We start from the raw sequence: 25,827 nt of genomic DNA, 5'->3' as shown, positions 1-25,827 counted from the left end.
CCGACTGTGATCTGGACCGCTACGATCTCAGGGTCGAGACCACGTACCCGTCGGACCGAACCGGCGGGGGAGGAGCGCCATGATGACCACCCAGGACGACGAGCAGACGCAGGCCGGCGAGCAGTCCGCCCAGCAGACAGCCTCCCAGCTCAGCGCGGAGGCGACCGCGGTGCGCGAGGCCTACGCCTTCGAGGGCGGTCGGATCCATCTCGGCGCGATGATCGAGGGCGAGGAGCCGAACCCCGACGTGGCCGTGAACCTGGCGGTGGGGATGCTGAACCGCCATGGTCTGATCGCCGGCGCCACCGGCACCGGCAAGACCCGCACCCTGCAGGTGATCGCCGAGCAGGCCGCGCACGCCGGCGCCTCCGTCTTCGTCGCCGACATGAAGGGCGACCTCTCCGGCATCGCCGTGCCGGGCGAGGCGTCGGACAAGCTCTCCGCACGTGCCGCGGCGCGGGGCCAGGAGTGGGTCTCCCGCGCCGCCCCCACCGAGTTCTTCAGCCTCGGCGGTCAGGGCGAGGGCGTGCCGATCCGCACCACGGTGAGCACCTTCGGGCCGGTGCTGATGGCCAAGGTGCTCGAGCTCAACGAGACCCAGGAGAGCTCGCTGGGCCTGATCTTCCACTACGCCGACACCCAGGGCCTGGGTCTGCTGGACCTCAAGGACCTCCGCGCCCTGATCCAGTTCCTCACCTCGGACGAGGGCAAGGGCGAGCTCAAGGGCATCGGCGGCATCTCCACCTCGACCGCCGGCGTGATCCTGCGCAGCCTGACCTCCTTCGAGGCCTCCGGAGCGGACGTCTTCTTCGGCGAGCCCGCCTTCGACACCGAGAAGCTGCTGCGCAAGGCCGAGGACGGCACCGGGATCATCTCCTGCCTCGAGCTGCCGGGCGTCGCCTCGCGGCCCGCGCTGTTCTCCACCTTCATGATGTGGATGCTCGCCGAGCTGTACCAGGACCTGCCCGAGGTGGGCGACGCCGAGGTGCCCAAGCTGGTGTTCTTCTTCGACGAGGCGCACCTGCTGTTCAAGGACGCGTCCAAGGCCTTCCTCGACCAGGTCGTCCAGACCGTGCGGCTGATCCGCTCCAAGGGCGTGGGCATCTTCTTCATCACCCAGACCCCGAAGGACGTCCCCGGCGACGTGCTCGCCCAGCTCGGCAACCGGGTCCAGCACGCGCTGCGCGCCTTCACGCCCGACGATGCGAAGGCACTCAAGGCCACCGCCAGCACCTTCCCGACCTCCGAGCACGACCTGGTCCAGGTGATCCCCGCGCTCGGCACCGGCGAGGCCATCGTGACCGTGATGAGCGAGGAGGGCACCCCTACACCCGTCGCGATCACGGCCGTGCGCGCGCCGGAATCCTCGATGGAACCGGCCGGGTCAGAGGCCATCTCCGCCGCGGTGGCGGCCTCCCCGCTCGCCGAGGAGTACGGGACCCTGGTGGATCGCGAGTCCGCCTACGAGATCCTCACCGCCCGAGCCGAGAAGGATGCCGCTGCGGAGGAGGACGGCGCCTCCGGCTCGCCGGCCGCGACGACATCTGCGGGCTCCGCGACGAAGCAGGCAGGCTCCACGAAGGAATCCTCCCGCACCTCGAAGAAGGACGAGGGAGGCCTGTTCGGCAACCCCGCTGTGAAATCGTTCCTGCGCTCCGCCGGCACGGTGCTGGGTCGCGAGGTCACGCGCAGCCTGTTCGGCACGAAGCGCCGCCGCTGAGGTTCACCTGCCGCCGCTGACGCTCACCAGAAGTAGCCGCGTCCCGCGCAGTACGTCGCGACCTGCTTCGGCGAGAGCCAGTGATGGGAGGGGAGGGACGCGGTGAGGGTCGATCCGGCCGGGTCCGCCACGCGCAGGGTGCGGGCGTCGGCGTCGTACCCGTCGATCGTCACGAAGTGGAAGATGTCCGAGGTGTTCCCGCCCCAGTTCGGGTACTCCCCGGCGACCACCCACCAGTTGCACACCGTCGCGAAGCCGTCGTCGACGTTGGTGGTGGCGCGGTCCCACAGGAGGTCCGCGTCGGCGGTGCTCGCCGTGGAGGAATCCATCCGCTGATCGCGATAGGTGGCCCCGGCCAGGCGGTTCGTGAGCACGGGGGAGACGGCGCCGAAGTTCGTGCCGTTGTCGGTGGTGCCGAGCTCCGCGGCGAGCGTGTCCAGGCTCGGCGGCGTCACCTTCGCGCTCAGGGCGATGGAGACAGCGGTGGGCCCGCAGTAGAAGAAGTTCGGCTGCTCCCGGTAGGTCGTCGGCAGCACCTTCTCGCCCGCGGCTGTGGCGGCGGGGGCGAGCGCGGCGGTGCCGAGCCCGGCGGCTGCGGTGAGCCCGAGGGCTCGGAAGAAGGTTCGGCGGTCAGGTGCGGAGATGGTCATCGGTAGCCCTTTCCCTGTGCGTCGTCACGATGCATCGTGCTGCGGATCTGCCGGATGTGACCGGCACCACGACGCTATGGGACGTCGGCGCAGAAGGGAAGAGGACCTTTTCGCCGGTGCTCGGAGTGACCCGCGGCAGCTACTGGCGTCGGTACTCGTCGTAGGACAGGTAGGCCGCGGCGAGCTCCGCGAAGGCCGGATTCGTCGCGGCAAGGGAGAACACCTGATCTCGCCACCGCCGGCGGAGCGGAGCGCTGAGCACTGCGAGCTCCGGGAGCGAGGCGGCGGGCGACAGGTCGCCGCTCTCGATGATCGTCCCCGGCAGTCGCAGCCAAGTGAGCTTCGTCAGGGGACGGACCCATTCCAGATCCGGCAGGTGCAGGGACCTGTCGGTTCCAATCCCGACTCCCAGCTGAAGGTGGCGAAGTCCGGTCAGACGTCCCAGCTCCGTGATGTCCCCGAGGCGGAAGGCGCCGTTGATCTGTGCTTCCGTGAGTCGGGGAAGGGCGATCAGGGGTTCGAGGGTTCTGACCCGGCCAGCGTTCCCGAACTTGACTGCCTCGAGCTGGGACAGCCCGCTGAGGGGGGAGAGGTCCTCATAAGGTCCCCATTTCACTCGGAGGTACCGGAGGTGCGTGACTCCTGCGACCGCTTCCAGGAGCGCTTGGGGCGTGCGGGATCCCAGGCTCAGGTGGGTGATCGCAGTGTCGCCCGAGGACAGCAGGTCGATCCAGCCTTCCAGCACCCGACGCTTCTGGGTCGCCGTGCGCGCCTCCGAGTCCTCGAGCTGGGTGGCCTGGACGTCGAGCCATGTCTGCCCCGCATACTCCTCGGGACGCCAGAGGGATGTGAAGCGGTCGGCGTGGCGAAGCGGCGGCTCGATGCCGGGCGCGGTGTCATCTGGCATGGACCGTCCTCTGAGCACTTGGCGTCGCACAGGGCCGACGCGACGAGACGAAGCGTGGGGAGGGGACGACGGGCCCACGATCTGCGCAGATCGTGGGCCCGTCGGGTCACCGGTTCGTGAGAACGGGGAGGACTACTTCTTGCCCTGGTTGGCGACAGCCTCGGCGGCGGCCTTCGCGGCCACGGGGTCGAGGTAGCGGCCACCCTTCTCGACGGGCTGGAAGTCCTCGTCCAGCTCGTACACCAGCGGCTGACCGGTGGGGATGTTCAGGCCGGAGATCTCCTCGTCGGAGATGCCGTCGAGGTACTTCACCAGGGCGCGCAGCGAGTTGCCGTGGGCGGCGATCAGCACCGTCTTTCCGTCGACGAGGTCGGGCTTGATGCCCTCCTCCCAGTACGGCAGGAAGCGCTCGACGACGTCCTTGAGGCACTCGGACTTGGGCAGCTGGTCGCCGAGCTCGGCGTACTGCGGGTCCTGGTCCTGGCTGAACTCGGTGCCGAACTCGATCTCGGGCGGCGGGGTGTCGTAGGAACGACGCCACGCCATGAACTTCTCCTCGCCGTACTTCTCACGGATCTCGGACTTGTTCATGCCCTGCAGGGCGCCGTAGTGGCGCTCGTTCAGGCGCCAGTCACGCTTGACGGGGATCCAGTGACGGTCCGCGGTGTCGAGCGCGAGGTTCGCGGTCATGATGGCGCGACGCTGCAGGGAGGTGTGCACGATATCGGGGAGGATGCCGGCCTCCTTCAGCAGTGCGCCGCCGTTGGCGGCCTCGTCCCGACCCTTCTCGGTGAGGGCCACATCGACCCAGCCGGTGAACAGGTTCTTCGCATTCCAATCGCTCTCGCCATGGCGGAGCAGCACGAGTGTGTAGGTCATGGAGCCAGGGTACGCGGGGCCGCTGAGCGGCGCATATCGTGCCCACCGCCGGCGCCGTCGGTGTCGATAGTGTCGGGTCCATGACTGCTCCCGCGGCCGGCCGCTTCGCCGATGTCCCTGTTGTGCTGCTCGACCTGGACGGCACGATCGTCGACTCCGGGCCGGGGATCCTCGACGCACTGGGTCACGCCTTCGCCCGATGCGGCGAACCCCTGCCGCCGCCGGCCGTGCTGCGCACCTTCATCGGGCCCCCGCTGGAGGACTCCTTCTGCGGCGCGCTGGGGCTGAGCCCGGAGCGCGCGGAGCAGTTGCGGATCGCCTACAGCGCCCACTACCAGGAGCACGGGCTGCTCTCCGCTGCCCCGTACCCCGGAATGCCGGAACTGATCAGCGCCCTGGTGGCAGACGGCCGCACGGTCGCCGTCGCGACCAACAAGCCGGAGACCAGCGCGAACAGGCTTCTCGCGCGTCAGGGGCTGGGCGACGCCTTCGCGCTCATCGGCGGCACCGACCGGGCGGCGGGGCGAGAGGGCAAGGCGGCGGTCATCGGGAGCGTCCTGGAGCGGCTCGGCGTCACCGCCGATCGCCGGACTGCCGATCACCAGCCTGTCGATCACCGGTCGCCAGATCGTCGGTCGGTCGTTCCTCGGACGGTCGACGGGGGCGACGTCGCCCCGGCGGTCATGATCGGTGATCGCCTCCACGATGCGCAGGGCGCCGCCGAGCATTCTCTGCCGGCCGTGCTCGTGGACTGGGGATATGGCGGGGAGGTGGAGCGTGCCGCCGATCTTCCGCGCGCCGGCACCGTGGAAGCGCTGTCGGCGATGCTGCGTCCCTGACGGGTTGACGGGCAGCACGCTCAGGCCTCGACGAGGATCGTCACCGGCCCGTCGCCCACCATGCCCACGCGCATGTGGGCGCCGAAGCGGCCGGTGGCAACCTGCACGCCGCGTTCCCGGATCGCTGCGACGACCTGCTCCACGAGGGGCTCGGCCACCTCGGCCGGGGCGGCGGCGCCCCAGGACGGGCGGCGTCCCTTGCGCACATCGGCGTAGAGCGTGAACTGGGAGACGACGAGGACCTGTGCGCCCGTGTCGATCACCGAGCGCTCGCCCTCGAGGATGCGCAGCTCGCAGATCTTGCGAGCGATCGTGGCGACCTGCTCCGGGCCGTCCTCGTGGGTCACCCCGACCAGGGCCATCAGGCCTTCGCCCTCGATCGCGCCGACGACCTCGCCGTCCACCTCGACTTGGGCGCTGTCGACTCTCTGAAGCACTGCACGCATGCCCCGATGGTGGCACAGCTGCGGCGTTGCAGCGTGGGGCCGTGGGCCAGCGCCGTGGGCCAGCGCCGTGCATCACCGCCGTGGATCAGTGCCACGCATCACCGCCATGGATCAGCGGGATGGTTCAGTGCGGCTGGGTCGAGTCGATGCGGCGTTCCTGGGTGGGGGAGTCATCCCCGCTGTCACCGCTTCGAGGGATCGGGACCGGCTGTGTCGAGGGTGGCGACTGCGGTGGGCTGTCCTCGGGCCAGGTCGTGGGCGGATCCTGCGGTGCGAGTGTCGGAGCCTGGGCGCTGCGCGGTGCCTGGGTCGAGCCGGGCTCCGTCGGGTGCGGCTGCGTGTCGTAGAGCTGCCGGGCAGGCGGCTGCTGGTGCGTCCGCTGATCGGCAACCTGCTGCAGTGCCTGCTGAGGAGCGTGCTGCTGCGGGGTCTGCTGCTGGGGAGCCTGCTGCTGCGGGGCCTGCTGTTGCGGAGCCTGCATTGGCGGGGCGTGCTGCTGCGGGGGTGCCTGCGGAGGGGATGGCTGCTGCAGCGGTTGCTGCGCGGGAGCGGAGGATCCTGCGGGCGGGGCATGCCGGGCGCTCGTCGGCCCCTGCGTGCTCGTCGGCCCCTGCGCGCTCGTCGTCCCCTGGGGCGCCGGGCCGCTCGGAGCGCTCATCGCCGACGGACGGACCGGGGTGCCGGCCGGGCTCGCCTGCTGCTGGGTGGTGAGGCGACGGGACTCGGCGGTGCGAGCCAGCCCCACCCATTCCTCGGCCACCCGCACGATCGCCTCGGTGGCGGCCTCCCAGGACGCCTCCTGCTGGCGGTGGGGACCGGTGGCGAGGGAGAGCACGACCCCGGCGGAGCGCAGAGCGAGCTCGGTGGGATCGACCCGATCGGCGAAGGTCGTGTGCCAGGTGCGGATGGCCTCCTCGACGCGCTCCTGCATGGCGCGATCGATGCGGCCGGCGTTGCCGTAGTCGGCGAGCACGCTGAGATGGGCGAGCAGGCAGGCGAGGTCGTCGGCCCGTCGGCCCGGTCCCACGGTGTCGATGTCGAGCACCCCCACCACCTTGCCGCCGGAGACGAAGACCTGGGCCTCGTAGAAGTCGCCGTGCACCACGTCGTGCGGACGCATGTCCATGCGCTGCTCGAGCGCGGCCAGACCGTCCCGGATGGTGCGCACGAGGGCATCCAGCCGGGGGCCCAGCGCAGGGACGGAGGAGCTGACGATCCCGGCGTAGAAGTCCACCGAATCGGTCCATGGCGGTCGCAGCTGCACGGTGTACATCGACGCCGGCAGCCGGTCCAGCAGGGCCACCAGGTCCTCGGCGGTGCACGCGGCGACGCCCTCGTCGATGACGGCGCGGGCCAGCGGCCTGCCGGGCAGCTCCTCGAGCACCACGAGACCGTTGTGGTGGGCGATCACGGCGGGCACGGGGACGCCCGCGGCCAGCAGGCGCTGGTGGCGGTCCACGATCTCCTCGCTGCGATGAGGCTGCATGACCTTGAGGAACACGGCGTGGCCGTCCTGGCTCGCGCGCAGCACGGCGCGACGGCCCGGACGGTAGGAGACGACGTCGATGGCGATCGGCGTCGTGGGGTCGGGGCCGAGCGTGACTCCCAGGTCATGCAGGGTGCGGCCCACGACATCGGGATAGCAGACCAGCGGCAGCATCGGCAGCCAGGGATCGTGGGGGTAGCGCCACACGCGCACATTGATGTCGCCATCGGTCATCACGAGCGTCTGCTCGGCGACGTAGAGGTTCTTCTCGCGCTCGCCGATGTGGGCGCTCGCGCCGAACAGCTCCTCGCGCGCCGGGGCCTGGGGCCCGTCGAGCTCCGGCCAGGCGACCATCGTGCGGTAGAGCGCCTTCGTGCTGCGGCCGGGACGGTGATCGACATGGTCCAGCTGCCAGCTGTGCAGCACGCCGCCGGAGTTGCCGACGGCGGAGCGGAGCAGCCCTCCGGCGCCGGGCCCGGTGAGAAGCTCCGAGCCGTCCTGCGTGTGTGACATAGGTGGTTTCAATCTGGTCCGAGAGGTCATCAGGCGACAGCGCCTACGATGCGTGCATGGCTGATCGTACCGATAACCTCACCAGCGGGAACCTCCTGGGCATCCCGGAGACCCTGCTTCCCGACGATTTCATCGATGTCCAGGTGACCGCGGAGCTCGCGGAGGAGGACCCCCGGGTCATCGCCGCCCGCCACCCCGAGTCCCCGATGGTCTGGGCGACCCTGTCCCAGGACGCGCTCTCGGACGGGGATGACGTCAGCGCCTACGCCTTCGCCCGCACCGGCTACCACCGCGGCCTGGATGCCCTGCGCCGTGCCGGCTGGCGTGGCCAGGGACCGATCCCCGCCTCCCATGCCCCGAACCGCGGGTTCCTCCGCGCCCTGGCGATGCTGGGGGAGACCTCGCGCCGGCTCGGCGACGAGGAGGAGGCGGACCGGGTCACGGCCTTCCTGCGCGAGGCGGACCCCAGCCTGCTGGGCTGAACAACACCGGCCGCCAGGCCTGATGACCAGAACCGTGCCATGCCGGACAGCCCCGACCGGGCTGCCCGGCATGGCACACCTCACCGTGGGGGACGTGTCCAGGCGGCGCCCCGGTGACGCTTGGTACGATCCACGCGTCCAGATACCGCTCGCCCAGGAGTTGCCATGCCCGCCGTCGTGATCGTCGGAGCCCAGTGGGGAGACGAGGGGAAGGGCAAGGCCACCGATCTCCTCGGGGAGAACGTGGACTATGTCGTCAAGCCCAACGGCGGCAACAACGCCGGCCACACCGTGGTCGTGGACGGTGAGAAGTTCGAGCTGAAGCTCCTTCCCGCCGGAATCCTGTCGCCCCAGGTCACACCGGTGATCGGCAACGGTGTGGTGGTCAACCTCGAAGCACTGTTCGAGGAGATCGGCATGCTCGAGGCGCGCGGGGTCAGCACGTCCCGCCTGCGCATCAGCGCCAACGCCCACATCGTCGCGTCCTACCACCAGACCCTCGACAAGGTCACCGAGCGCTTCCTCGGCAAGCGCGCCATCGGCACCACCGGCCGCGGCATCGGCCCGGCGTACATGGACAAGATCGGCCGCCTCGGCATCCGTGTCCAGGACCTCTACGACGAGTCGATCCTGCGCCAGAAGATCGAGGGCGCCCTGCGCCAGAAGAACGAACTGCTGGTCAAGCTGTACAACCGTCGGGCCGTCGAGGTCGACCTGATCATGGAGGAGCTGCTCTCCTACGCCGAGCGCCTGCGCCCGATGGTCGTGGACACCACCGAGCTGCTGAACTCCGCGCTCGACCGCGACGAGGTCGTGCTCATGGAAGGCGGCCAGGCCACCTTCCTGGATGTGGACCACGGCACCTACCCGTTCGTGACCAGCTCGAACCCGACCGCGGGCGGCGCGTGCACCGGCACCGGCGTCGGCCCCACCCGCATCGACCGGGTGATCGGCATCGTCAAGGCGTACACCACCCGCGTGGGCGCCGGGCCGTTCCCCACCGAGCTCGAGGACAAGTGGGGCGAGTACCTGCAGACCACCGGCGGCGAGGTCGGCGTGAACACCGGTCGCCCCCGTCGCTGCGGCTGGTACGACGCGCTGATGATCCGTCACGCCGTGCGCATCAACGGCTTCACCGACATCGTCCTGACCAAGCTCGACGTGCTCACCGGGATCGACGAGGTCCCGATCTGCACCGGCTACGAGGTCGACGGCGTGATCCACCGCGACATGCCGATGACCCAGACCGAGTTCCACCACGCCGTGCCGGTCTACGAGACCCTCCCGGGGTGGAGCGAGGACCTCTCCGAGGCGCGCACCTTCGAGGAGCTGCCGGAGAACGCCCGCAACTACGTGCGGCGCCTCGAGGAGCTCGCCGGTTGCCGCATCAGCGCCATCGGCGTGGGCCCGGATCGCGCGGCCACCATCGTCGTCCACGATCTGCTGCCGGCGACGACCCGCTGACGTGGTGACCCGTCGTACCGATCCGGAGGCCGGTCGCGCAGCCCTCGCCTCATGGGCCGCTGCGCCGGACGCCCCGCGCTCGGTGCTCGCCCCGGCCGTGCGGCACACCCTCGAGCTCTTCGCCGAGGAGTATCCCGGCGGCGCCGTCGAGCTGCGCGTGCCGCCCTACGCCGCCGTCCAGGCGATCACCGGGACCCGGCACACCCGCGGCACGCCGCCCGCCGTCGTCGAGACCGATGCCGGGACCTGGCTCGCCCTCGTGACCGGCGATCTGACCTGGGCCGATGCCGTCGGCGGCGGTCGGGTCCGGGCGAGCGGGGAGCGCAGCGACCTCACCGAGCTGCTGCCCCTGATCGGCCCTCGCCGCACGGTGCGCGCCGCCCGCGAACAGGAGACCGAATGAGCATCCAGGTGGAGATCGCCGTGCAGGACCTCGCAGGTCTCGAGGTCGCCGCACTCGGCGGCGCCGACCGCGTCGAGCTCTGCGTGGACCTCGCCCGGGGCGGGCTGACCCCGCCGCCCGAGCTCGTGGAGGACTGCGTCCGACGCGCCGCGACGCTCGTCGCCGCACGGGACGCGAAGCCCCACTTCGAGGTCCACGTGCTGATCCGCTGCCGCGCCGGGGAGGACGACTTCCTGGGCCGGCCGGAGGAGTTCGCCTTCTCGCCCGACGAGATCGAGCTGATGGCCCGCCAGGCGGAGGAGACGATCACCGCCGGAGCCGCCGGCGTCGTGATCGGTGCCCTCACCCCGCAGGGCGCCCTCGACGTCCCCGCCCTCGAGACGATCCGCGACGCCGCGCTGCAGGCCGGGCAGTCCGCCGTGCGGGGAGTGACCCTCACCTTCCATCGTGCCGCCGACGCCCTGGCCGGGCGCGAGGAGCGCGCGGACGCCGTGCGCACCCTGCTCGGTCTCGGATTCCATCGCGTGCTCACCTCGGGCGGGGCCGCGAAGGCACTCGACGGACCCGACGACCTCGCCGCCATGGTCGAGGCGGCCGACGGCATCCTCGACATCTGCGCCGGGGGAGGGGTGCGCCCGGCGGACATCGCGGACCTCGCACAGCGCAGCGGCGTCGCCGACGTGCACCTCTCCGCCCGCCGCCGCCCCGACTCGCCGGTCGAAGCCGGAGCCCCCGATACCCCGACGGACCCGGCGATCGTCACCGCCGCGGTCGACGCTGCAGGAGCATTGTGAACGACAACCAGGACACCTCGGACGACATCCAGGATTCATCGATCGACACGCCGGACACCACGGACACGACGGACACCACGGACACGACGGACACCACGGACACCAACGTCGGAGCCCCCACGGCGGGCAGCGCCGACGACACCGCTGACGCTGCCGACGAGGGCGACGGGAGCACCAGCTTCTACGTGCGCCGCAGCCGGGTCCCCACCCTCGGGTTCTGGGTGGCGCTCGCGCTCGTGATCCCGATCGTGGTGGCCCTCGTGGTCTCGCCCTTCCTGAATTTCGGCGACCTGAGCGGAGTCTTCACCTTCGTCCTGGTCTCCGCGGTCTTCGTGGGTATCCCGCTGGCGGCCGTCGCCGCCGCGGTCGATGCCTTCCGGCATCGCGGCTCGAAGCGTCGCGGTCGCTGAGCAGGGTGCTCTGCGTTGCTGACCAGTGGCTCGTCAGGGCCGACGGACCGCGGGTTCCCGACGCCGGACGGAAGATCGTGGGAAGCCCGCGCTGTGGCATCATGTCCACGTGGCACGCGGCGATGGAAAACTTTCCCATGACCTGCTCCCCGGGGAGAAGGGCCCACAGGATTCCTGTGGGGTCTTCGGCGTATTCGCCCCCGGCGAGGATGTCTCCAAACTGACCTACTACGGTCTCTACGCCCTGCAGCACCGGGGACAGGAATCGGCGGGTATCGCGACCAGCGACGGCTCCCAGATCCTGGTCTACAAGGACATGGGCCTGGTCTCGCAGGTGTTCGACGAAGCCTCGCTCGAGGCGCTCCAAGGGCATATCGCGATCGGGCACACCCGATACTCCACGACCGGAGGCTCGGTCTGGTCCAACGCCCAGCCCACCCTCGGTCCGCGGCCGGAGGGGACGGTCGCCCTCGCGCACAACGGGAATCTCGTCAACACCGAGGAGCTCCTGGCCCTGGTCGAGGAACGCCAGGGCAAGCCGCGCAACGGCGAGCTCGCCCGCGGCAACACCACCGACACCGCTCTGGTCACCGCACTCCTGGATACCGAGGGCAGCCTCGAGGAGGCCCTGCGCGAGCTCATGCCGCGCCTCGTCGGTGCCTACTGCTTCACCCTGATGACCGAGACCACCCTCTACGCGGCGCGCGATCCCCAGGGGATCCGCCCGCTCGTCCTCGGTCGCCTGGACCGCGGCTGGGTCGTCGCCTCCGAGACCGCTGCCCTCGACATCTGTGGGGCGAGCTTCGTGCGCGAGGTCGCACCCGGCGAGATGATCGTCATCGACGAGCAGGGTCTGCACAGCGTGCAGGTCATGGAGCCCAAGCCCAAGGGATGCGTCTTCGAGTACGCGTATCTGGCTCGCCCGGACACCAACATCGCCGGCCGCAGCGTCAACGAGGCTCGCACCGAGATGGGCCGCCAGCTGGCCCGGGAGCATCCCGTCGAGGCGGATCTCGTGATCCCGACGCCGGAGTCCGGAACCCCCGCCGCGATCGGGTACGCCCAGCAGTCGGGGATCCCCTACGGCCAGGGAATGGTCAAGAACGCCTACGTCGGCCGGACCTTCATCCAGCCCAGCCAGACCATCCGCCAGCTCGGCATCCGCCTGAAGCTCAATCCGCTGCGCGAGGTCATCCAGGGGAAGCGGCTCGTCGTCGTCGACGACTCGATCGTGCGCGGCAACACCCAGCGCGCCGTGGTGCGGATGCTGCGCGAGGCCGGCGCCGCCGAGGTCCACGTCCGGATCTCCTCGCCGCCGGTGCGCTGGCCCTGCTTCTACGGCATCGACTTCGCCTCCCGAGCCGAGCTGATCGCCAACGGGCTCGGCACCGAGGAGATCGCCCGCTCGCTCGGAGCGGACTCCCTGGGCTATATCTCCGAGAAGGGGATGGTCGACGCCACCGAGCAGCCCGCCTCGGCGCTGTGCACCGCCTGCTTCTCCGGGACCTACCCGGTGGCGCTGCCCGATCCCGTCGCCCGCGCGCAGGGGATCCTCGCCTCGGGCGAGCACCACACCACCGCCGTCGGGAAGGACGCATGAACACCACGGACCCCACTGCCCCCGCCAGCTCCACCGGCCCTGCCATCACCTATGCCGACTCCGGGGTCGACACCGCTGCCGGAGATCGCGCGGTGGAGCTCATGAAGGAGGCCGTCGCCGCGACGCACGGCCCCCAGGTGCTGGGCGGGATCGGCGCTTTCGCCGGCCTCGTGGACGTCAGCGCGCTGAAGGACTACCGGCGGCCGCTGCTGGCCTCCTCGACGGACGGCGTCGGCACGAAGATCGCGATCGCCCGCGAGATGGATATCCACGACACCATCGGCCGCGACCTCGTGGGCATGGTCGTCGACGACATCATCGTGGTCGGGGCGGCGCCTCTGGCCATGACCGACTACATCGCCTGCGGCCAGGTCGTCCCCGAACGGGTCGCGGACATCGTGCGCGGCATCGCCGAGGGCTGCCAGCTCGCCGGCTGCGCGCTCGTGGGCGGAGAGACCGCCGAGCATCCCGGACTGATGGCCCCGGAGGACTATGACGTGGCCGGAGCCGCCGTCGGCGTCGTCGAGGCCGATCAGCTGCTGGGCCCCGACCGCGTGCAGCACGGTGACGTCGTGATCGGGATGGATGCCTCCGGGCTCCACTCCAACGGGTACTCGCTCGTGCGGGCCGTGATCGCCGCCCAGGGCCTCGCCCTGGACACCCATATCGAGGACTTCGGCCGCTCGCTGGGTCAGGAGCTCCTCGAGCCCACCCGCATCTACACCGCCGACCTCCTCGCCGTGCTCGGCGATACGCGGAGCCAGGGAGCGATCCACGCGCTCAGCCACGTCACCGGCGGCGGCCTCGCCGCCAACCTGGCGCGGGTGGTGCCGCGCGGGCTCGCAGCACGGGTGGACCGCTCGACCTGGGAGCCGGCATCGGTGTTCGCCCAGATGTCCCGCTGGGGATCAGTGCCGCAGCTCGATCTCGAGGGCACGCTGAACATGGGGATCGGCATGGTGGCGCTGGTCAGCGCCGACCAGGCGGACGCCGTCCTCGCAGTGCTCGCGGAGCGCGGTCTCGGGGCACGGGCCATCGGCGAGGTCGTCGGCGAGGAGGACCTGCCCGAACCGGGCTCTCCGCTCGAGCAGGTCATCACGGGCGCCAAGGGCGTCGAGGGCGGCGCCGTGCTGCTGGCCTCCCAGCACCCCGGCTGGGCCTGAGCCCTTCTGCTCCGCTCAACGCCGGGGCCATGGCCGCGGGGCCTGCGTGCCTGACCCTGGCGGCCGGGCCCGGTGGCTGTGGAGGCTGGGGGCTCGCAGTGCGACGATGCCACAGAACGATCGAGGGCCGACCCCATGGGGTCGGCCCTCGATCGTGGTCACGGTTCCAGCTGATGCCGTGCGAACCGGATGCGGTATCGGCGCTCTCGGCCCGCTGCCGGTTCGACGTGCTCCGGATGCTGCAGGGTCGTCGTTCGCCGAACTGCTGTCAGCGTCGGTGCGCGGACGGGGCGTCGTCGGCCCAGTCGTCGCTCTCCTCGGCCCGGTCCTCGCCGTCGGTGGAGCTTCCGCTCCGCTCGGACTGCAGCTCGCGCTGCAGTGCCGTCAAGTCCGTCGGCGGGCTGTAGTACTTCAGGTCCCGTGCCACCTTGGTGTGCTTGGCTTTCTGTCGGCCGCGACCCATGGATCTGACCCCCTGTGCGTCGGCTGCCGGGTGTTCTTGTCGACCCGGAAGATGGCATTCATTCGGAATCCAAGAGTACATGCATGCACTCACTTCCGGCGAACCCTGGAGGCCCGGACGTGCCCGACATCCCTTCTGCGGTGTCCGTCCGGTAGGTTCCGCGGCTCCGGATGGTGGTCATGCGCAGGGCAAGAGTTTGCCATTGACCTATAGTCACCGTCTAAGCTGATGATCCAGTGCCTGGGAATCCAGATCGAAGCTCAGAGGCCCCCTGCGGGAGGGCGGATGAGATCGGCGAGACCCTGAGGTGCGATTTGCTCGACGTTCCGCTGGGAAAGGCCGCACGCACATGAATGGATCCCCGGATCAGACGCACGAGGGCGCTGCCCCGAGCGCTGAGCTGTTGACGCCTGCGCAGGTCGCCAAGATGTTCCACGTCGACCCCAAGACCGTCACGCGATGGGCCCAGGCCGGCAAGCTCACGTACATGCGCACCCTGGGCGGGCACCGCCGCTACAGCCGTGACGAGGTCGTCGAGCTGCTGCGGGAGAGCACCGAGGGCGAGTGAGCGCGGACCAGGTCCTGGGCGACGGCTATACAGCCCGACAGCTCGACCTGGGATCGGATTCCGAAGGACCGGTCATCGCCACCCTGATCCACCGCGAACGGCCTGCCGCGGACAGTCCGGAGCGTGCCACCGGCTCGGCCCCCCGCCCGCCGATCCTCGTGATGCACGGCTGGTCCGACTACGTCTTCGACCGCGGTCTGCTCGAGCGCCTCGGCGCTCTGGGGCACGACGTCTGGGCGCTGGACCTGCGCAAGCACGGCAGAAGCCTGCTGCCGGGTCAGACCCCCACCTCGATCGATCACCTCAGCCGTTATGACCGCGAGATCGGACAGGCGCTGCGGATCATCGGGACCGACACGCCGCCGGTGCTCCTGGCCCATTCCACCGGGGGACTCATCGCCGCGCTGTGGGCGCAGCGTCGGCCGGGCACGGTCCGGGCCCTCGCCCTGAACTCCCCCTGGCTCGAGATGCATCTGGGTCCGAGCGCCCGGACCCTCGCGGACGGCCCGGTGCGACTGCTCGCGGACAAGCTGCAGCACCGGCCGATCCTGCCGCCGGGATCCACCCACTTCGCCCGCACCACCCATCGCAAGTACGGCGGCCTGTACGACTACGACCTCGCCTGGAAGCCGGAGCGCGGGCATCGGTTCCCGGCGGACACGTTCGCGGCGGTGCTCGACGGGCAGAAGCGGCTTCGCGCTGCCGGTCCGCTGGCGATCCCGGTGCTCGTGCTCCATTCCGCCCACACCCGGATCGGCGCGAAGTTCACCGAGGAGATGCGGCGCGCCGACTCGGTGCTGGACGTCCGCTCCCTCGTGCACGCCGCGCGCCGACTCGGGCCCGACGTGCGGATCGAAGCGATCGACGGGGCCCGGCACGACGTCTTCCTCTCCGACGCCGACGCCCGGGCACGCTCCCTCCACCACCTGGAGGACTGGCTGGAGACGATCAGCTCCTGAGCGCCTACGATGAGGTCGCTCCTGGGCATCGGGTGGACGATGCCGTCGGCACCGGGAGCCGTCGGGGAGGAGCTGCCGGATGATCTCGGACCCACGACAGCTGCGTGGTCAGGCGGGCGAACTGCGCCATGGGGCCGATCGTCTCACCCTGCTCCGGCTCCGACTCGCGACGGCGATCGTCGAGACCACCCGGGCGGAGGACCCTCGCGTCCGACGCATCGGCGCCGGGATCCACGAGCAGTGGTCGCGGCGGGAGTACACGGAGCTCGGACGTCTCGCGACCGCCCTGCGCGCCGCCGCGAAGCTGCTCGACGCGGTCGCCGTGGAGGGGGAGCGCACCAGCGGCCGTCGGCTGGGCGGATACTCCGGGGCCGGCTTCCTGGGTCGTGGCGACGAGGCTCACCGGCACGTCGAGGCAGTGTCCGACTTCGTGGGGACGACGCACGGCGCCAGCATCGGGGGCTTCCCCCTGGTGCCGGGGCTCGCCGAGGCGGCGCCTGCGCACCCGTCGCACACCCTCGGCCTCGAGACCCCTGCCTACGACGACGAGGACTGACCCGGGGAAAGCTGACCCAGGGAGGACTGACCCGGGCAGCCGCGGCCGCGCGCCGGGGCGCGGGGCGCACGGGAGCGTGCGCGTCAGCGCCCGGGGCGAGCGGCCTCGGGGAGCAAGAAGGACACGACGGTGGACACGGCGCCGGCGAGCAGCGGCACCACCAAGGTGGTGACCAGCATCAGGAGCATCGCTGCGGCGGCGTCCGCCGCGCCGACGCCGAGCGCCACCAGCGCCGCCGCTCCGACGGTCTCCGAGATCCCCGCGCCCCCCGGCGTGATCGGGACCAGGGCGATCAGGCGGCCCAGCGCGAACACCGCCACAGTCAGCAGCAGCGGCATCTCGGCGCCCACCGCCCGGATGGCCAGCAGCAGGGCCGCCCACTGCAGCACGCGCGCCGCGCAGGTCGGAGCCAGCAGCGCGATCGGATGGCGTCGCTGCATCGTCACCAGAGCATCGCGCTGCACCAGGACCATGGTGGCGATGCGTTCCGGCACGAGGTCGCCGAGCCGCGTGATGAGGCGGGCGAGGACCGACCTGCGCAGCAGGATCGACAGCAGAGTCAGCGCGATCAACGCGCCCACCAGTGCGATCACTGCGGCCGTGATCGCGCCGGGCAGAGGGACGCCTGCCATGCCCGTCGCGGAACCGGCGGCATAGGCGCCGAGCCCGACCAGCGGGACGAGGAGCGAGGTGATCACCATCTCGACGAGGGACGCGGCGATGATGCCGGTGAGGATCACGGGGACCGCCAGGCCTGCGCGGCGCATGATCCATCCCAGCAGCCCCAGGCCCAGCACGGAGCCGCCCGGCAGGGCGAGCCCCAGCCCGTTCGAGGCCGTATGGCCGAGCAGCGCGGAGGAATAGCGGGAGCCGACCACTGCTGTGCGCACCGTGAGCGCCTCGAGGGCGAGGGCGCCCAGCCCCAGCAGGGTGACGGCCGGGAGCGCCCAGGCGGGGGCCGCGGTCAGGGTGCGCAGGATCTGCGGCCAGCTCGCTCCGCTGGCCCAGGGGAGCGCCAGGGCGAGCACGACGACGACCAGCAGCAGCGACAGGGCCCCGGTGATGATCTTCCCGATCGGGATGCCGGGCCGGACATCGAGGTCGACGTCCGCGGGGATCCAGACGGACGAGTCGTCGGATCCCGGGTCCGGGGAGTGACCGGGGACCGGTTCCGGGGTGGTCGGGGAGCCGTCGGAAGCCGCTGACATGCGGTGATTCTCGCATGCCCCCCGGAGCGACCTCTCAGGCCCTTCCACGTATCGTGGGGGCATGTCCTTCCTGATCTCGCTCCTCGTCGTCCTGCACCTCCTCTGCTGGGCCGTGGCGCTCGGCACCTGGGTCGCGGCCGCCCGCACCCGCGTCCCGAACCCGGGGATGGCCCACGCCGTCGCCGGCGCTCTGGTGATCGGCATCGTCCTCGCCGTCCTGGTCTCCATCGTCGGCGATGCGAACCACATGAAGCTCGGCATCAAGCTGCTGGTCGCCGTGGTCGCCACCGTCTTCGCGTACATCGCGAAGAAGAAGGGGCCGGAGACGTCCTCCCTCGTCTGGTTCGGCATCCCGACCACGATCGTCGTGAACGTCATCATCGCCGTCTTCGTCTGATCCACGCCTGGTCGAGGTCGGGCGGTGCACCTCGCCGCTCCTCCTCCCCACCGTGGCCGTTGTCCACACGGGGCCCGGCAGCAGTCGCGCTGTCGGGTCCCGTGCCTATCCTGGGGATCTCATGAGTTCACTCTTCGACGACCTCTCGCTGCCCGACTCCTTCCGCCGCCTCGACGGTGTGTCGGTCACGCCCTCGACCCCCGGCGCGGGGCCGACGAGCACGGACCCCGACGGGCTGCGCCCGCCGCTCGACGGTGATGCCCCGCCGGAGGACCACGACGCCCCGCCGGAGGAGGACGACGCCCCGCCGGAGGAGGACGACGCCCCACCGGCGGAGGAGCCCGGCCACGGCGCGCAGCGGGAGCCGCAGGCACCGACCGATCTCGACGACGCACCGCATCCCGCCGACCGGGTCGAGCCACCTGTCGCGCCACGGCGCACCGGGGGATGGGCCGCCGTGGATCCTGCGGTGCTCAGCGAGCTGACCGACGGGCTCAACCCCGCCCAGCGCGAGGCGGTGGAGCATCGCGGAAGCCCGCTGCTGATCGTCGCGGGCGCCGGATCGGGGAAGACCCGAGTGCTCACCCGTCGCATCGCGCATCTGCTGCGCGCCGGCGAGGCGATGCCCGGCGAGATCCTCGCGATCACCTTCACCAACAAGGCGGCCGCCGAGATGCGCGAGCGCGTGGAGGAGCTCGTGGGCCCCGTGGCCCGCAGCATGTGGGTCTCGACCTTCCACAGCGCCTGCGTGCGGATCCTGCGTCGTGACGCCCAGGCCGCCGGGCTGAAGAGCTCGTTCACGATCTACGACAGCGCCGATTCTCTCCGGCTGATCACCACGATCGCCAAGGACCTCGAGCTCGACACGAAGAAGCACGCGCCCCGGGGGATCGCCTCGCGCATCTCCTCGCTGAAGAACGACCTCACCGATCCGATCGACTTCGCCGACCAGGCGGAGAGCTCGAAGAACCCCTTCGAGAAGACGCTCTCGCGGATCTACACGAACTACACCGAGCGCCTGCGCCAGGCCAACGCCGTCGACTTCGACGACCTGATCGGCCTGACGGTGACGCTGCTGCGCGACAATCCCGGGATCCGGGAGGGCTACCGGCGCCGATTCCGCCACCTCCTGGTCGACGAGTACCAGGACACCAACACCGCGCAGTACCAGCTGGTGCGGGAGCTCATCGGGGAGGACCCGCGGGCGGATCTCACCGTGGTCGGCGACTCCGACCAGTCGATCTATGCGTTCCGCGGAGCGACGATCCGCAACATCGTCGAGTTCGAGAAGGACTTCCCCTCGGCGGCGACGATCGTGCTCGAGCAGAACTACCGCTCCACCCAGAACATCCTCAGCGCGGCGAACTCCGTGATCGAGGAGAACGAGGGGCGGCGCAAGAAGAACCTGTGGACCGATCAGGGGGCGGGCGACAAGATCACCCTCTACGTCGCCGACGACGAGCAGGCCGAGGCCAGGTACATCGGCCGGCAGATCGATGCCCTGGTCGATGACGGCCGCTCCGCGGGGGACATCGCGATCTTCTACCGCGCCAACGCCCAGTCCCGGGCGCTCGAGGATCAGCTGATCCGGATCGGGCTGCCCTATCGGGTGGTGGGCGGCACGCGCTTCTACGAGCGCCGCGAGATCAAGGACGCGATGGCGTACCTGCGGGTGCTCGCCAATCCGGCCGACGAGATCAACCTGCGCCGGATCCTCAACGTCCCGAAGCGGGGCATCGGCGACCGGGCCGAGGCCGCGATCGCCATGCTCGCCGAGCGCGACCGCCTCAGCTTCGGCGAGGCGCTGCGCCGGGCGGATGACGCCCCGGGCATCGCCACCCGCTCCCTGAACGCGGTGCGCACCTTCGTCGCGATGCTCGATGATCTGCAGGAGATGGCCCGGCGCGGCGACGGGCCGGCGGAGCTCCTCGAAGCGATCCTGCAGAGCTCGGGCTATTACGCCGAGCTGCAGGGGAGCGATGACCCGCAGGACGAGTCCCGGCTGGAGAACCTCGCCGAGCTGGTCAGCGTCGCCGCCGAGTTCGAGGCGCAGACCGAGGCGGCCGACGCCGCGGCCAGCGAGTTCGAGGCTCTCTCCGAGGATGCGGACGACGCTGAGGGCTTGGAGGGTGCGAAAGACGCAGGCGACGCGGACGACGCTGAGGGTGTGAAAGACGCGGACGACGCAGAGTCTGCGGAGGATCCAGCAGGCACGTCGGGCGAGGATGCCACGGCTCCTGAGACCGATCCGACGCCCCCCGGCTGGGACATCGCCCCGGACGCGGCACTCACCGCCCCGGAGGATCCTGAGGCGACCCTCGTGGATCGGTTCCTGGAGAAGGTCGCCCTGGTGGCCGACGCCGACCAGATCCCCGGTTCCGAGGACCAGTTCGTCACGCTGATGACCCTGCACACGGCGAAGGGACTGGAGTTCCCGGTCGTCTTCCTCACCGGTATGGAGGACGGCACCTTCCCCCACAACCGCACCCTGGGGGACCCGGATGAGCTGCAGGAGGAGCGACGCCTGGCCTACGTGGGCATCACCCGTGCCCGCGAACGGCTCTACCTGACACGGGCCCAGATGCGCGCCATGTGGGGCCAATCCCAGTTCATGCCCGGGAGTCGTTTCCTCGACGAGATCCCCGAGGGGGTGCTCGACGTGGCCCGCGCGGGATCCAGCCTCAGTGGTGCGGGTCTGGGCGGATACGGACACGGCGCCGGATCCGGCGGGAGCAGCTTCGGGGGCGGCTACCGCTCCGGGAGCCAGCGCGGTCCGTCGTTCAGCGGTGGCATCGGCGGAGGCCGCAGCGATGTGAAGCGTCCCAGCCTCGGATCCGGCCGCAAGCCCACCGCGGTATCGGACCTCCCGCAGCTCACCGTCGGGGACCGCGTCACGCATGACTCCTTCGGAATGGGCTCGGTCACGGAGATCGCCGGCCAGGGGGAGAAGACCCAGGTGGAGGTGCAGTTCAAACCGCCCCACGGCACGAAGAGGCTGCTGCTGCGCTATGCCCCGCTCACGAAGCTCTAGGCGGGGCTCACAGGCCTCCCGGGCCTCCCAGGGCTTCCGGGGACACCGGGGCCACCGCGCTGCCTTGGGGGTCAGGGGAGTCTGACGAGCTCGGAGGCGCGGACGGCGCGACCAGCTCGACCTCGATCCCCTCCGGGTCCTCGGCGTACCAGGCCGCGTGGTCCGGACCTCCGGCATGCGGGAAAGTGTCGCTGAACAGCTCGCGCCAGCCGTGCTCCGCCGCGCTGTCCCGGATCGCCTCGAGCGCGGCCCGGGTCTGCACAGAGAGCGCGATGTGGTTCATCCCCGGGGCACGGCGCTCGGAGCGTTGTCCCACCACATCCGGGGACTGCTCGAGCACGATGTACGAGCCGTCGCCGTGGCGCCAGATGCGACCGGTCTCCCACCCCTCCACGTGCTCCGCCGCCCAGCCGAGAGTCGTCAGCAGCCAGTGCCAGGCGGGCTCGGCAGCAATGAGGTCCGCGGTCCACAGCTCCAGATGATGCACGCCGGCACCAGCGGCAGCGCCAGTGCCAGTGCCAGGCCCGGCGTCGGCGCGGGTGTCGGCAACGGCGACCGGGGCGAGGGCGTGGGGTGACTGCGACGCCTCGGCCACCAGGTCACGGGCCAGGATCTCGGTGGTGGATTCGATGGTTCCCGCAGAGTACGCAGCGGTGACGCCCGTCGGACGGTAGCCGAGGTGTTCCCAGAATCCACCCGCCCTGTCCGCGTTCGTGGCGACCACACCGGCTCGCAGGCGTCGGATCCCGCCCTCGGCGCGAAGCTGGGCGAGGGCGCTGTCGTGCAGCAGGCGGCCCAGCCCGCGCCCGTGCGCCGTGGAATCCACGAGCAGCAGTCCGATATGGGCAGTCGCCGGCTCCGGCCAGTGGACGATCACGTCGCACAGCCCGCGCACCGTGCCCTCCCCGTCGCACAGACCCAGTACCCACTTCGCCAGGGGATCCACCTGGGGCGGCCGGGCCGTGAGGATCTCTCGCGCATCGCCCTCCGCCACCTCCCGTCCCCGCACCGCACGGGTGTACTCGGGGGAGCGGAGCAGCAGCGCGTGCACAGCGTCGGCATCATCCACGGTCAGCTGTCGGATCGTGAAGGGCATACGGGCAGTCTAGAGCGGAGCGGCGGATAGGCAGCCGGGCCGCTCGACGGGAGAGGCCTACGCGGAGACCCGGATCAGTGCCCGTGCGCCGCGCTCCATCTCCACCACGGAGTGGTTGACGGCCGTGTAGGTGCCGGGCTCCTCGAAGACCATCTCCACGAACCCGCCCTGGGCGGCCGAGAGGTCCAGCACCTGGGAGCCGCCGGCGGTCTCGGAGTCCGGGCGCAGCAGGTACTCGCCCTCCGCGAACACGGTGTCGAACACCGCGCCGACCACATGGAACGAGATCCCCCGGGACGGGCCGCCGGCCACCACCCACAGTCGTACCCGTTCGCCGACCTTCGCGACGAGCGGCTCCTGCACGTACTGGGTCGCGTGCCCGTTGAACACGGTCGCATCGGGACGCTCCGCCGCGATCTTCGCCGAGCTCACCGGGAGGGCACCCTCATGCATCGCCGCCTCGGCTCCCGGGGCTCCGGGAGGAACCAGATAGTGCTCGGACTGCACGAGCACGTACTCGCGGTCCGCGGCCGCGAGATCCGACGGCGGCACGATGAGCGCGCCCATCATGCCGGCGGCCATGTGCACACTCATCGGCATCGTCGCGCAGTGGTAGAGCCAGGCCCCGGCATGATCGGTGGTGATCGCGTACTCCAGGCTCTCGCCCGGCAGGATCGTGCGCATCACCCCATCCGGGGAGACCCGACCGGCGTGCAGATCCAGCGAATGCCCCATCGACCCCCGGTTGACCAGGTCGACCGTGAGGCCGGCACCGAGCTCCGAACGGATCACCGGACCCGGCACCGTGCCGCCGAAGGTCATGGCATCCATGACGACGCCGGGGGCGATCTCGGCCGCGACCTCGGTGATCTCGAGGGTGAGCCGCTGCGCGGCGCCGCTGCTCTCCGGAAGGCGGGCATCGCGCACCGCATGCTCGGCGCCGGAGAATGCCTGCAGATCGAGGGGAACCCGGGTGAGGTCGTCGACCGCGGCGGCCGGAGCCCCGGCATCACCCGGCGACGACGAGCCGTCGATCACGGTGACCTGCAGGACCATGCCCATCGCCCGATGCCCGACGATCGAGCACCAGCCGTCGACGTCATGGCCGATCACCCCGGCGTCAACCGTGGCCGTCTCGCCCGGGAGCAGGCGGCCGGAACCGACTCCCGAGGCGAGCACCAGATCATGCACGTCGTGCTCATCGTCGTTGTGCAGCTCGATCACCAGGGAGTTCCCGGCCGGGACCTCGAGCACGTCGGGCGTGAAGCGCATCTCCGCCATGCTCACGGCGATCGTCGTGGTCTCGCCGGTCGGCGCGACGGGCCCCTGCGGTGCCCGTGGTGTCCCGGTCTCCGCATCGACTGCTGCGTCGCGTCGATCCAGGGAGCCGCCGAGCGCCGTGACGCCGAGCACCGAGCCGAGCCCGATCAACGCACCGGTCAGGGCCCGGCGATCCACCGGTCGGGCGGCCGCGGCCCCACCGGAACCGGTCGCGCTCGAGCGGCCGACGGGGACCGACCCCGCAGAGGCTCCCGTCGGTGCGCTTCCCGTGGTGGGCGGGCCGACGGGGACCGCGCCGCCCGTCGGTGCCCCGATGCCCGGCGTCGGCAGCGGCTCGTGGCGCAGCCGGAGGCTGCTGCGCACCATCAGGATCATGAGCACCACGAAGCAGACCAGCACCGCGAAGGACAGCAGCGCGACCAGCACCCGGGACAGCGACCCGAAGTCCGCGGCCCGGGCGGTGCCCAGGGTCAGGGCGGAGAAGAGGGCGTCGGCGCCCGCACCGCCCGCCGGGGCGAGCACGAGCAGCGCCACCGCCAGGTTGTAGGCGGCCACGCGCGGCACCGCGAACCTGCTCATGATGGCGAGCGAGGCCTTCAGCACGCGCGGTCCGCCGCCCATGGTCACCGGCAGCAGATAGCTCATCGCCCCCAGCAGCACCTGCAGCAGGAATCCCGCCACGAAGGGCACGGTGAACTGCTGGATGTCGGCGGCGAGCAGCGAGCTCGGCAGCAGCTCGCCGCCGGATCTCCACCACGTGGCCAGCAGGGCGAGCAGGGTCAGAGCGAACCAGAGCACGCCGGCGGCGATCGAGAGCATCGGGAACCGGGGGAGGGGCACCTGCCGCTCCTGCCGCGCCGAGCGCACGGCCACCCGCACCAGCGCGGCGGCGAGCCAGAGGAACGAGACGAGGTAGACCCCCAGGAACGAGACCCCCAGGAGCGTCGAGCCGACGAGCGCCCCGGCGACCGCACCCAGGACGCCGCCGAACATCCCCAGCAGACCCGCGGCTGCTCGGCGGGCGAGGGGCAGCTCGATGCGCGTGCGCAGCACCGTCGGCCACAGGGTCAGCAGCGTCCCGGACACCGTGATCCCCACGAAGCCGAGCACGTTGACGACCTGATGGGCGAGCAGCAGACGACCCTGCCAGGGCTCGCCGGGACCGAACGCTAGCGCCACCCCGATCCCCGCCCCCACCGGCAGCAGGGAGGCGGCCCCGATGTACGCCTTCACCGTGAACTCGAAGCGCGGGGCGATGGCCGCCTTGACCTGCAGACCCAGGGAGGCGGCGTACCAGACCAGCGTCGCCGAGACCATCACGGCACCGAGGAGCACGAGCCACGGCCAGCCCGGCAGCATCCCGGCGATCGTCACCACCACGCCGGTGGTGAGCAGGTAGCTCCGCGCCACCTGCCGAGCCCGGGACTCAGCCGCCATCCGGGTCTTCAGCAGCGCCTCGGTGAAGTGCTGTCCCCACACCATGATCGAGGTGGTGATCAGGCCCAGGGTCACCATGTGCACCAGGAGCCACCGCGCCTGCGGGATCCACTGATGGACGAGCACCACCACGATCAGGGCGAGCATCCACCACATGATCGGTCGGCTCGCTCGGCGATGCCATGCGCTGCGTCCCGTCGCAGGCCGCTGGGGCCGCGATGTCACGGAGGGGAGAGAGGAATCAGGCACCCGTTCAGGCTACGACGAGGTGGAGGTCCGCAGCAGGGCCGAGGTCCCGGCGACATGACGCGGACACGGGATGTCCGCAGGGCAGAGCGCCCCGTGTCCGGCCGTCAGCGGGGCAGCCGCTCCTCGGGCAGGTCCGGGTCCTCGAGATCGTCTGCCGCAGAGTGCTGCCGGTCCCGGGCGAACTGGGCGTAGAGGCCGCTCGCCAGAGCGATCAGCACGATGATGCCCACGACGATGAGGACGGCGCTGAAGGGGATCGGCAGGCCAGCCGCGTACAGGACGCCCCAGATGACGAGCAGCGAACCGCCGATGAGCAGGGCGTCGCGGACGGCGCGCGCGATACGGCCGCCGACGCCGGCCTTCTTGGCGCGGGCGCCGGCACGCTCGGCGGTGCGGCTGGCGACGACGGCGTAGATCTTGGCCTCGTCGCGGAAGGATCGGGTGGGGGTCTCGGTCCGAGGTGCGGGACGAGGCGCGGACGGGGAGGACGAGCGCGTCGCCGTCGACGGCTGGCGACGCTCCTCGTCGCGTGGCCGGTCATCGGCTCGGGAACGGTGGTCACCGAGACCGTCGTCCCGGGGCCGGTCGTCGCGAGATCGATCATCAGGAGACCGGTCATCACGGTGCCGGTCGTCGGCCCGTCGTGCGGCGGGCTGTGACGTGTCGTCGCTGCTGCGCCCCTGATCCAGAGCCCTGCTCGCGGCCCGGGCATAGCCGCCGGCGCGGGATGTGGCCCGCTGCGCGGCCTCCCGCGCACCGGGGGCCTGCTTCTTCGCGGTGTTCCGAGCGGCCTTCGCGTAGGTCTTCCAATCGGCCATGGCGTCTC

At 70.9% G+C, this 25,827-nt stretch carries 24 protein-coding genes; 14 read left to right on the top strand and 10 right to left on the bottom strand.

Going from position 1 to position 25,827, the window contains the following annotated elements; translation table 11 throughout:
• The first annotated feature begins 82 nt into the window (after positions 1-82).
• Positions 83-1,720: a helicase HerA-like domain-containing protein gene (locus ACT3UL_RS01100; protein WP_444576552.1), complete on the top strand. Its 1,638-nt coding sequence runs from the start codon at positions 83-85 to the stop codon at positions 1,718-1,720.
• Between the two features lie 23 nt (positions 1,721-1,743).
• Here ACT3UL_RS01100 and ACT3UL_RS01095 read toward each other — a convergent pair whose 3' ends face one another.
• From ACT3UL_RS01095 to ACT3UL_RS01085, 3 genes are all read right to left on the bottom strand, one after another.
• Complete coding sequence (locus ACT3UL_RS01095; protein WP_444576229.1) at positions 1,744-2,370, bottom strand: C39 family peptidase; 627 nt, start codon at positions 2,368-2,370, stop codon at positions 1,744-1,746.
• A 139-nt stretch (positions 2,371-2,509) separates the two neighbouring features.
• The gene (locus ACT3UL_RS01090; protein WP_444576227.1) at positions 2,510-3,277 is read right to left on the bottom strand and encodes a hypothetical protein; all 768 of its coding nucleotides are present in this window, start codon (positions 3,275-3,277) and stop codon (positions 2,510-2,512) included.
• A 132-nt stretch (positions 3,278-3,409) separates the two neighbouring features.
• Positions 3,410-4,156, bottom strand: coding sequence for a phosphoglyceromutase (locus tag ACT3UL_RS01085; RefSeq protein ID WP_444576225.1), 747 nt, complete (start codon positions 4,154-4,156; stop codon positions 3,410-3,412).
• A gap of 80 nt (positions 4,157-4,236) precedes the next feature.
• Between ACT3UL_RS01085 and ACT3UL_RS01080 the strand changes: the two genes are divergently transcribed.
• Positions 4,237-4,995: an HAD hydrolase-like protein gene (locus ACT3UL_RS01080; RefSeq protein WP_444576224.1), complete on the top strand. Its 759-nt coding sequence runs from the start codon at positions 4,237-4,239 to the stop codon at positions 4,993-4,995.
• 20 nt (positions 4,996-5,015) lie between these two features.
• On the opposite strand, the gene dtd is transcribed toward ACT3UL_RS01080, so the two are convergent.
• Both dtd and ACT3UL_RS01070 read right to left on the bottom strand, forming a co-directional pair.
• Positions 5,016-5,441: a D-aminoacyl-tRNA deacylase gene (dtd, locus tag ACT3UL_RS01075; protein WP_444576223.1), complete on the bottom strand. Its 426-nt coding sequence runs from the start codon at positions 5,439-5,441 to the stop codon at positions 5,016-5,018.
• 124 nt (positions 5,442-5,565) lie between these two features.
• Positions 5,566-7,440, bottom strand: coding sequence for a phosphotransferase (locus tag ACT3UL_RS01070; protein WP_444576222.1), 1,875 nt, complete (start codon positions 7,438-7,440; stop codon positions 5,566-5,568).
• A 56-nt stretch (positions 7,441-7,496) separates the two neighbouring features.
• On the opposite strand from ACT3UL_RS01070, the gene ACT3UL_RS01065 reads away from it, so the two are divergent.
• The 7 genes from ACT3UL_RS01065 (at position 7,497) to purM (ending at position 13,756) form a co-directional block, all read left to right on the top strand.
• Complete coding sequence (locus tag ACT3UL_RS01065; protein WP_444576220.1) at positions 7,497-7,922, top strand: DUF3151 domain-containing protein; 426 nt, start codon at positions 7,497-7,499, stop codon at positions 7,920-7,922.
• A gap of 165 nt (positions 7,923-8,087) precedes the next feature.
• Positions 8,088-9,386, top strand: coding sequence for an adenylosuccinate synthase (locus ACT3UL_RS01060; protein WP_444576219.1), 1,299 nt, complete (start codon positions 8,088-8,090; stop codon positions 9,384-9,386).
• Position 9,387: 1 nt separating this feature from the next.
• Positions 9,388-9,789 carry a sterol carrier family protein gene (locus ACT3UL_RS01055; RefSeq protein WP_444576217.1) on the top strand — a complete coding sequence of 134 codons (402 nt, stop codon included), beginning with the start codon at positions 9,388-9,390 and terminating at the stop codon, positions 9,787-9,789.
• Complete coding sequence (locus ACT3UL_RS01050; RefSeq protein WP_444576216.1) at positions 9,786-10,583, top strand: copper homeostasis protein CutC; 798 nt, start codon at positions 9,786-9,788, stop codon at positions 10,581-10,583. Before ACT3UL_RS01055 ends, ACT3UL_RS01050 begins: the two co-directional genes overlap by 4 nt.
• Positions 10,580-10,993 carry a hypothetical protein gene (locus tag ACT3UL_RS01045; RefSeq protein WP_444576214.1) on the top strand — a complete coding sequence of 138 codons (414 nt, stop codon included), beginning with the start codon at positions 10,580-10,582 and terminating at the stop codon, positions 10,991-10,993. The genes ACT3UL_RS01050 and ACT3UL_RS01045 overlap by 4 nt, the downstream gene beginning before the upstream one ends.
• Before the next feature lie 109 nt (positions 10,994-11,102).
• Entirely contained in the window at positions 11,103-12,593 is a 1,491-nt protein-coding gene (gene purF / locus ACT3UL_RS01040) for an amidophosphoribosyltransferase (protein ID WP_444576212.1), read from the top strand.
• Complete coding sequence (gene purM / locus ACT3UL_RS01035; protein ID WP_444576211.1) at positions 12,590-13,756, top strand: phosphoribosylformylglycinamidine cyclo-ligase; 1,167 nt, start codon at positions 12,590-12,592, stop codon at positions 13,754-13,756. Before purF ends, purM begins: the two co-directional genes overlap by 4 nt.
• A gap of 268 nt (positions 13,757-14,024) precedes the next feature.
• On the opposite strand, the gene ACT3UL_RS01030 is transcribed toward purM, so the two are convergent.
• Positions 14,025-14,219, bottom strand: coding sequence for a DUF3073 domain-containing protein (locus ACT3UL_RS01030; RefSeq protein WP_444576209.1), 195 nt, complete (start codon positions 14,217-14,219; stop codon positions 14,025-14,027).
• A gap of 349 nt (positions 14,220-14,568) precedes the next feature.
• On the opposite strand from ACT3UL_RS01030, the gene ACT3UL_RS01025 reads away from it, so the two are divergent.
• The 3 genes from ACT3UL_RS01025 to ACT3UL_RS01015 all read left to right on the top strand — a co-directional run bounded on the left by ACT3UL_RS01025 (position 14,569) and on the right by ACT3UL_RS01015 (position 16,302).
• Positions 14,569-14,787, top strand: a complete 219-nt coding sequence (locus ACT3UL_RS01025; protein WP_444576208.1) for a BldC family transcriptional regulator — start codon at positions 14,569-14,571, stop codon at positions 14,785-14,787.
• Positions 14,784-15,746 carry an alpha/beta hydrolase gene (locus ACT3UL_RS01020; protein ID WP_441447874.1) on the top strand — a complete coding sequence of 321 codons (963 nt, stop codon included), beginning with the start codon at positions 14,784-14,786 and terminating at the stop codon, positions 15,744-15,746. Before ACT3UL_RS01025 ends, ACT3UL_RS01020 begins: the two co-directional genes overlap by 4 nt.
• Positions 15,747-15,825: 79 nt before the next feature.
• Entirely contained in the window at positions 15,826-16,302 is a 477-nt protein-coding gene (locus ACT3UL_RS01015; protein WP_444576206.1) for a hypothetical protein, read from the top strand.
• 83 nt (positions 16,303-16,385) lie between these two features.
• Here ACT3UL_RS01015 and ACT3UL_RS01010 read toward each other — a convergent pair whose 3' ends face one another.
• A complete protein-coding gene (locus ACT3UL_RS01010; RefSeq protein ID WP_444576204.1) occupies positions 16,386-17,510 on the bottom strand; it encodes a lysylphosphatidylglycerol synthase domain-containing protein in 1,125 nt (374 codons plus the stop codon).
• A gap of 61 nt (positions 17,511-17,571) precedes the next feature.
• Between ACT3UL_RS01010 and ACT3UL_RS01005 the strand changes: the two genes are divergently transcribed.
• Entirely contained in the window at positions 17,572-17,907 is a 336-nt protein-coding gene (locus ACT3UL_RS01005; RefSeq protein ID WP_444576202.1) for a hypothetical protein, read from the top strand.
• Positions 17,908-18,028: 121 nt separating this feature from the next.
• The gene (locus ACT3UL_RS01000; protein ID WP_444576200.1) at positions 18,029-20,938 is read left to right on the top strand and encodes a UvrD-helicase domain-containing protein; all 2,910 of its coding nucleotides are present in this window, start codon (positions 18,029-18,031) and stop codon (positions 20,936-20,938) included.
• A 7-nt stretch (positions 20,939-20,945) separates the two neighbouring features.
• Here the strand turns inward: ACT3UL_RS01000 and ACT3UL_RS00995 are convergent, their stop codons facing one another.
• From ACT3UL_RS00995 to ACT3UL_RS00985, 3 genes are all read right to left on the bottom strand, one after another.
• Positions 20,946-22,034 (bottom strand): GNAT family N-acetyltransferase, encoded by a 1,089-nt coding sequence (locus ACT3UL_RS00995; protein WP_444576198.1) that lies wholly within the window; start codon positions 22,032-22,034, stop codon positions 20,946-20,948.
• A 57-nt stretch (positions 22,035-22,091) separates the two neighbouring features.
• Positions 22,092-24,899 carry a multicopper oxidase domain-containing protein gene (locus tag ACT3UL_RS00990; RefSeq protein WP_319021584.1) on the bottom strand — a complete coding sequence of 936 codons (2,808 nt, stop codon included), beginning with the start codon at positions 24,897-24,899 and terminating at the stop codon, positions 22,092-22,094.
• A gap of 206 nt (positions 24,900-25,105) precedes the next feature.
• Positions 25,106-25,819: a hypothetical protein gene (locus tag ACT3UL_RS00985; protein WP_444576197.1), complete on the bottom strand. Its 714-nt coding sequence runs from the start codon at positions 25,817-25,819 to the stop codon at positions 25,106-25,108.
• Positions 25,820-25,827 lie beyond the last annotated feature (8 nt).

The organism is Brachybacterium sp. 107, from assembly GCF_052379725.1.
In the GTDB taxonomy this organism is placed as follows: Bacteria; Actinomycetota; Actinomycetes; order Actinomycetales; family Dermabacteraceae; genus Brachybacterium.
The sequence above is the reverse complement of the archived record's forward strand: the minus strand, read 5'-3'. Positions and strand labels throughout refer to the sequence as shown.

Coding starts and splice junctions, on each gene's coding strand:
- ACT3UL_RS01100 (WP_444576552.1), top strand. CDS start 83: ATGACCACCCAGGACGACGAGCAGACGCAGGCCGGCGAGCAGTCCGCC.
- ACT3UL_RS01095 (WP_444576229.1), bottom strand. CDS start 2,370: ATGACCATCTCCGCACCTGACCGCCGAACCTTCTTCCGAGCCCTCGGG.
- ACT3UL_RS01090 (WP_444576227.1), bottom strand. CDS start 3,277: ATGCCAGATGACACCGCGCCCGGCATCGAGCCGCCGCTTCGCCACGCC.
- ACT3UL_RS01085 (WP_444576225.1), bottom strand. CDS start 4,156: ATGACCTACACACTCGTGCTGCTCCGCCATGGCGAGAGCGATTGGAAT.
- ACT3UL_RS01080 (WP_444576224.1), top strand. CDS start 4,237: ATGACTGCTCCCGCGGCCGGCCGCTTCGCCGATGTCCCTGTTGTGCTG.
- dtd (WP_444576223.1), bottom strand. CDS start 5,441: ATGCGTGCAGTGCTTCAGAGAGTCGACAGCGCCCAAGTCGAGGTGGAC.
- ACT3UL_RS01070 (WP_444576222.1), bottom strand. CDS start 7,440: ATGTCACACACGCAGGACGGCTCGGAGCTTCTCACCGGGCCCGGCGCC.
- ACT3UL_RS01065 (WP_444576220.1), top strand. CDS start 7,497: ATGGCTGATCGTACCGATAACCTCACCAGCGGGAACCTCCTGGGCATC.
- ACT3UL_RS01060 (WP_444576219.1), top strand. CDS start 8,088: ATGCCCGCCGTCGTGATCGTCGGAGCCCAGTGGGGAGACGAGGGGAAG.
- ACT3UL_RS01050 (WP_444576216.1), top strand. CDS start 9,786: ATGAGCATCCAGGTGGAGATCGCCGTGCAGGACCTCGCAGGTCTCGAG.
- purM (WP_444576211.1), top strand. CDS start 12,590: ATGAACACCACGGACCCCACTGCCCCCGCCAGCTCCACCGGCCCTGCC.
- ACT3UL_RS01030 (WP_444576209.1), bottom strand. CDS start 14,219: ATGGGTCGCGGCCGACAGAAAGCCAAGCACACCAAGGTGGCACGGGAC.
- ACT3UL_RS01025 (WP_444576208.1), top strand. CDS start 14,569: ATGAATGGATCCCCGGATCAGACGCACGAGGGCGCTGCCCCGAGCGCT.
- ACT3UL_RS01015 (WP_444576206.1), top strand. CDS start 15,826: ATGATCTCGGACCCACGACAGCTGCGTGGTCAGGCGGGCGAACTGCGC.
- ACT3UL_RS01010 (WP_444576204.1), bottom strand. CDS start 17,510: ATGTCAGCGGCTTCCGACGGCTCCCCGACCACCCCGGAACCGGTCCCC.
- ACT3UL_RS01005 (WP_444576202.1), top strand. CDS start 17,572: ATGTCCTTCCTGATCTCGCTCCTCGTCGTCCTGCACCTCCTCTGCTGG.
- ACT3UL_RS01000 (WP_444576200.1), top strand. CDS start 18,029: ATGAGTTCACTCTTCGACGACCTCTCGCTGCCCGACTCCTTCCGCCGC.
- ACT3UL_RS00995 (WP_444576198.1), bottom strand. CDS start 22,034: ATGCCCTTCACGATCCGACAGCTGACCGTGGATGATGCCGACGCTGTG.
- ACT3UL_RS00990 (WP_319021584.1), bottom strand. CDS start 24,899: ATGCTCGCCCTGATCGTGGTGGTGCTCGTCCATCAGTGGATCCCGCAG.
- ACT3UL_RS00985 (WP_444576197.1), bottom strand. CDS start 25,819: ATGGCCGATTGGAAGACCTACGCGAAGGCCGCTCGGAACACCGCGAAG.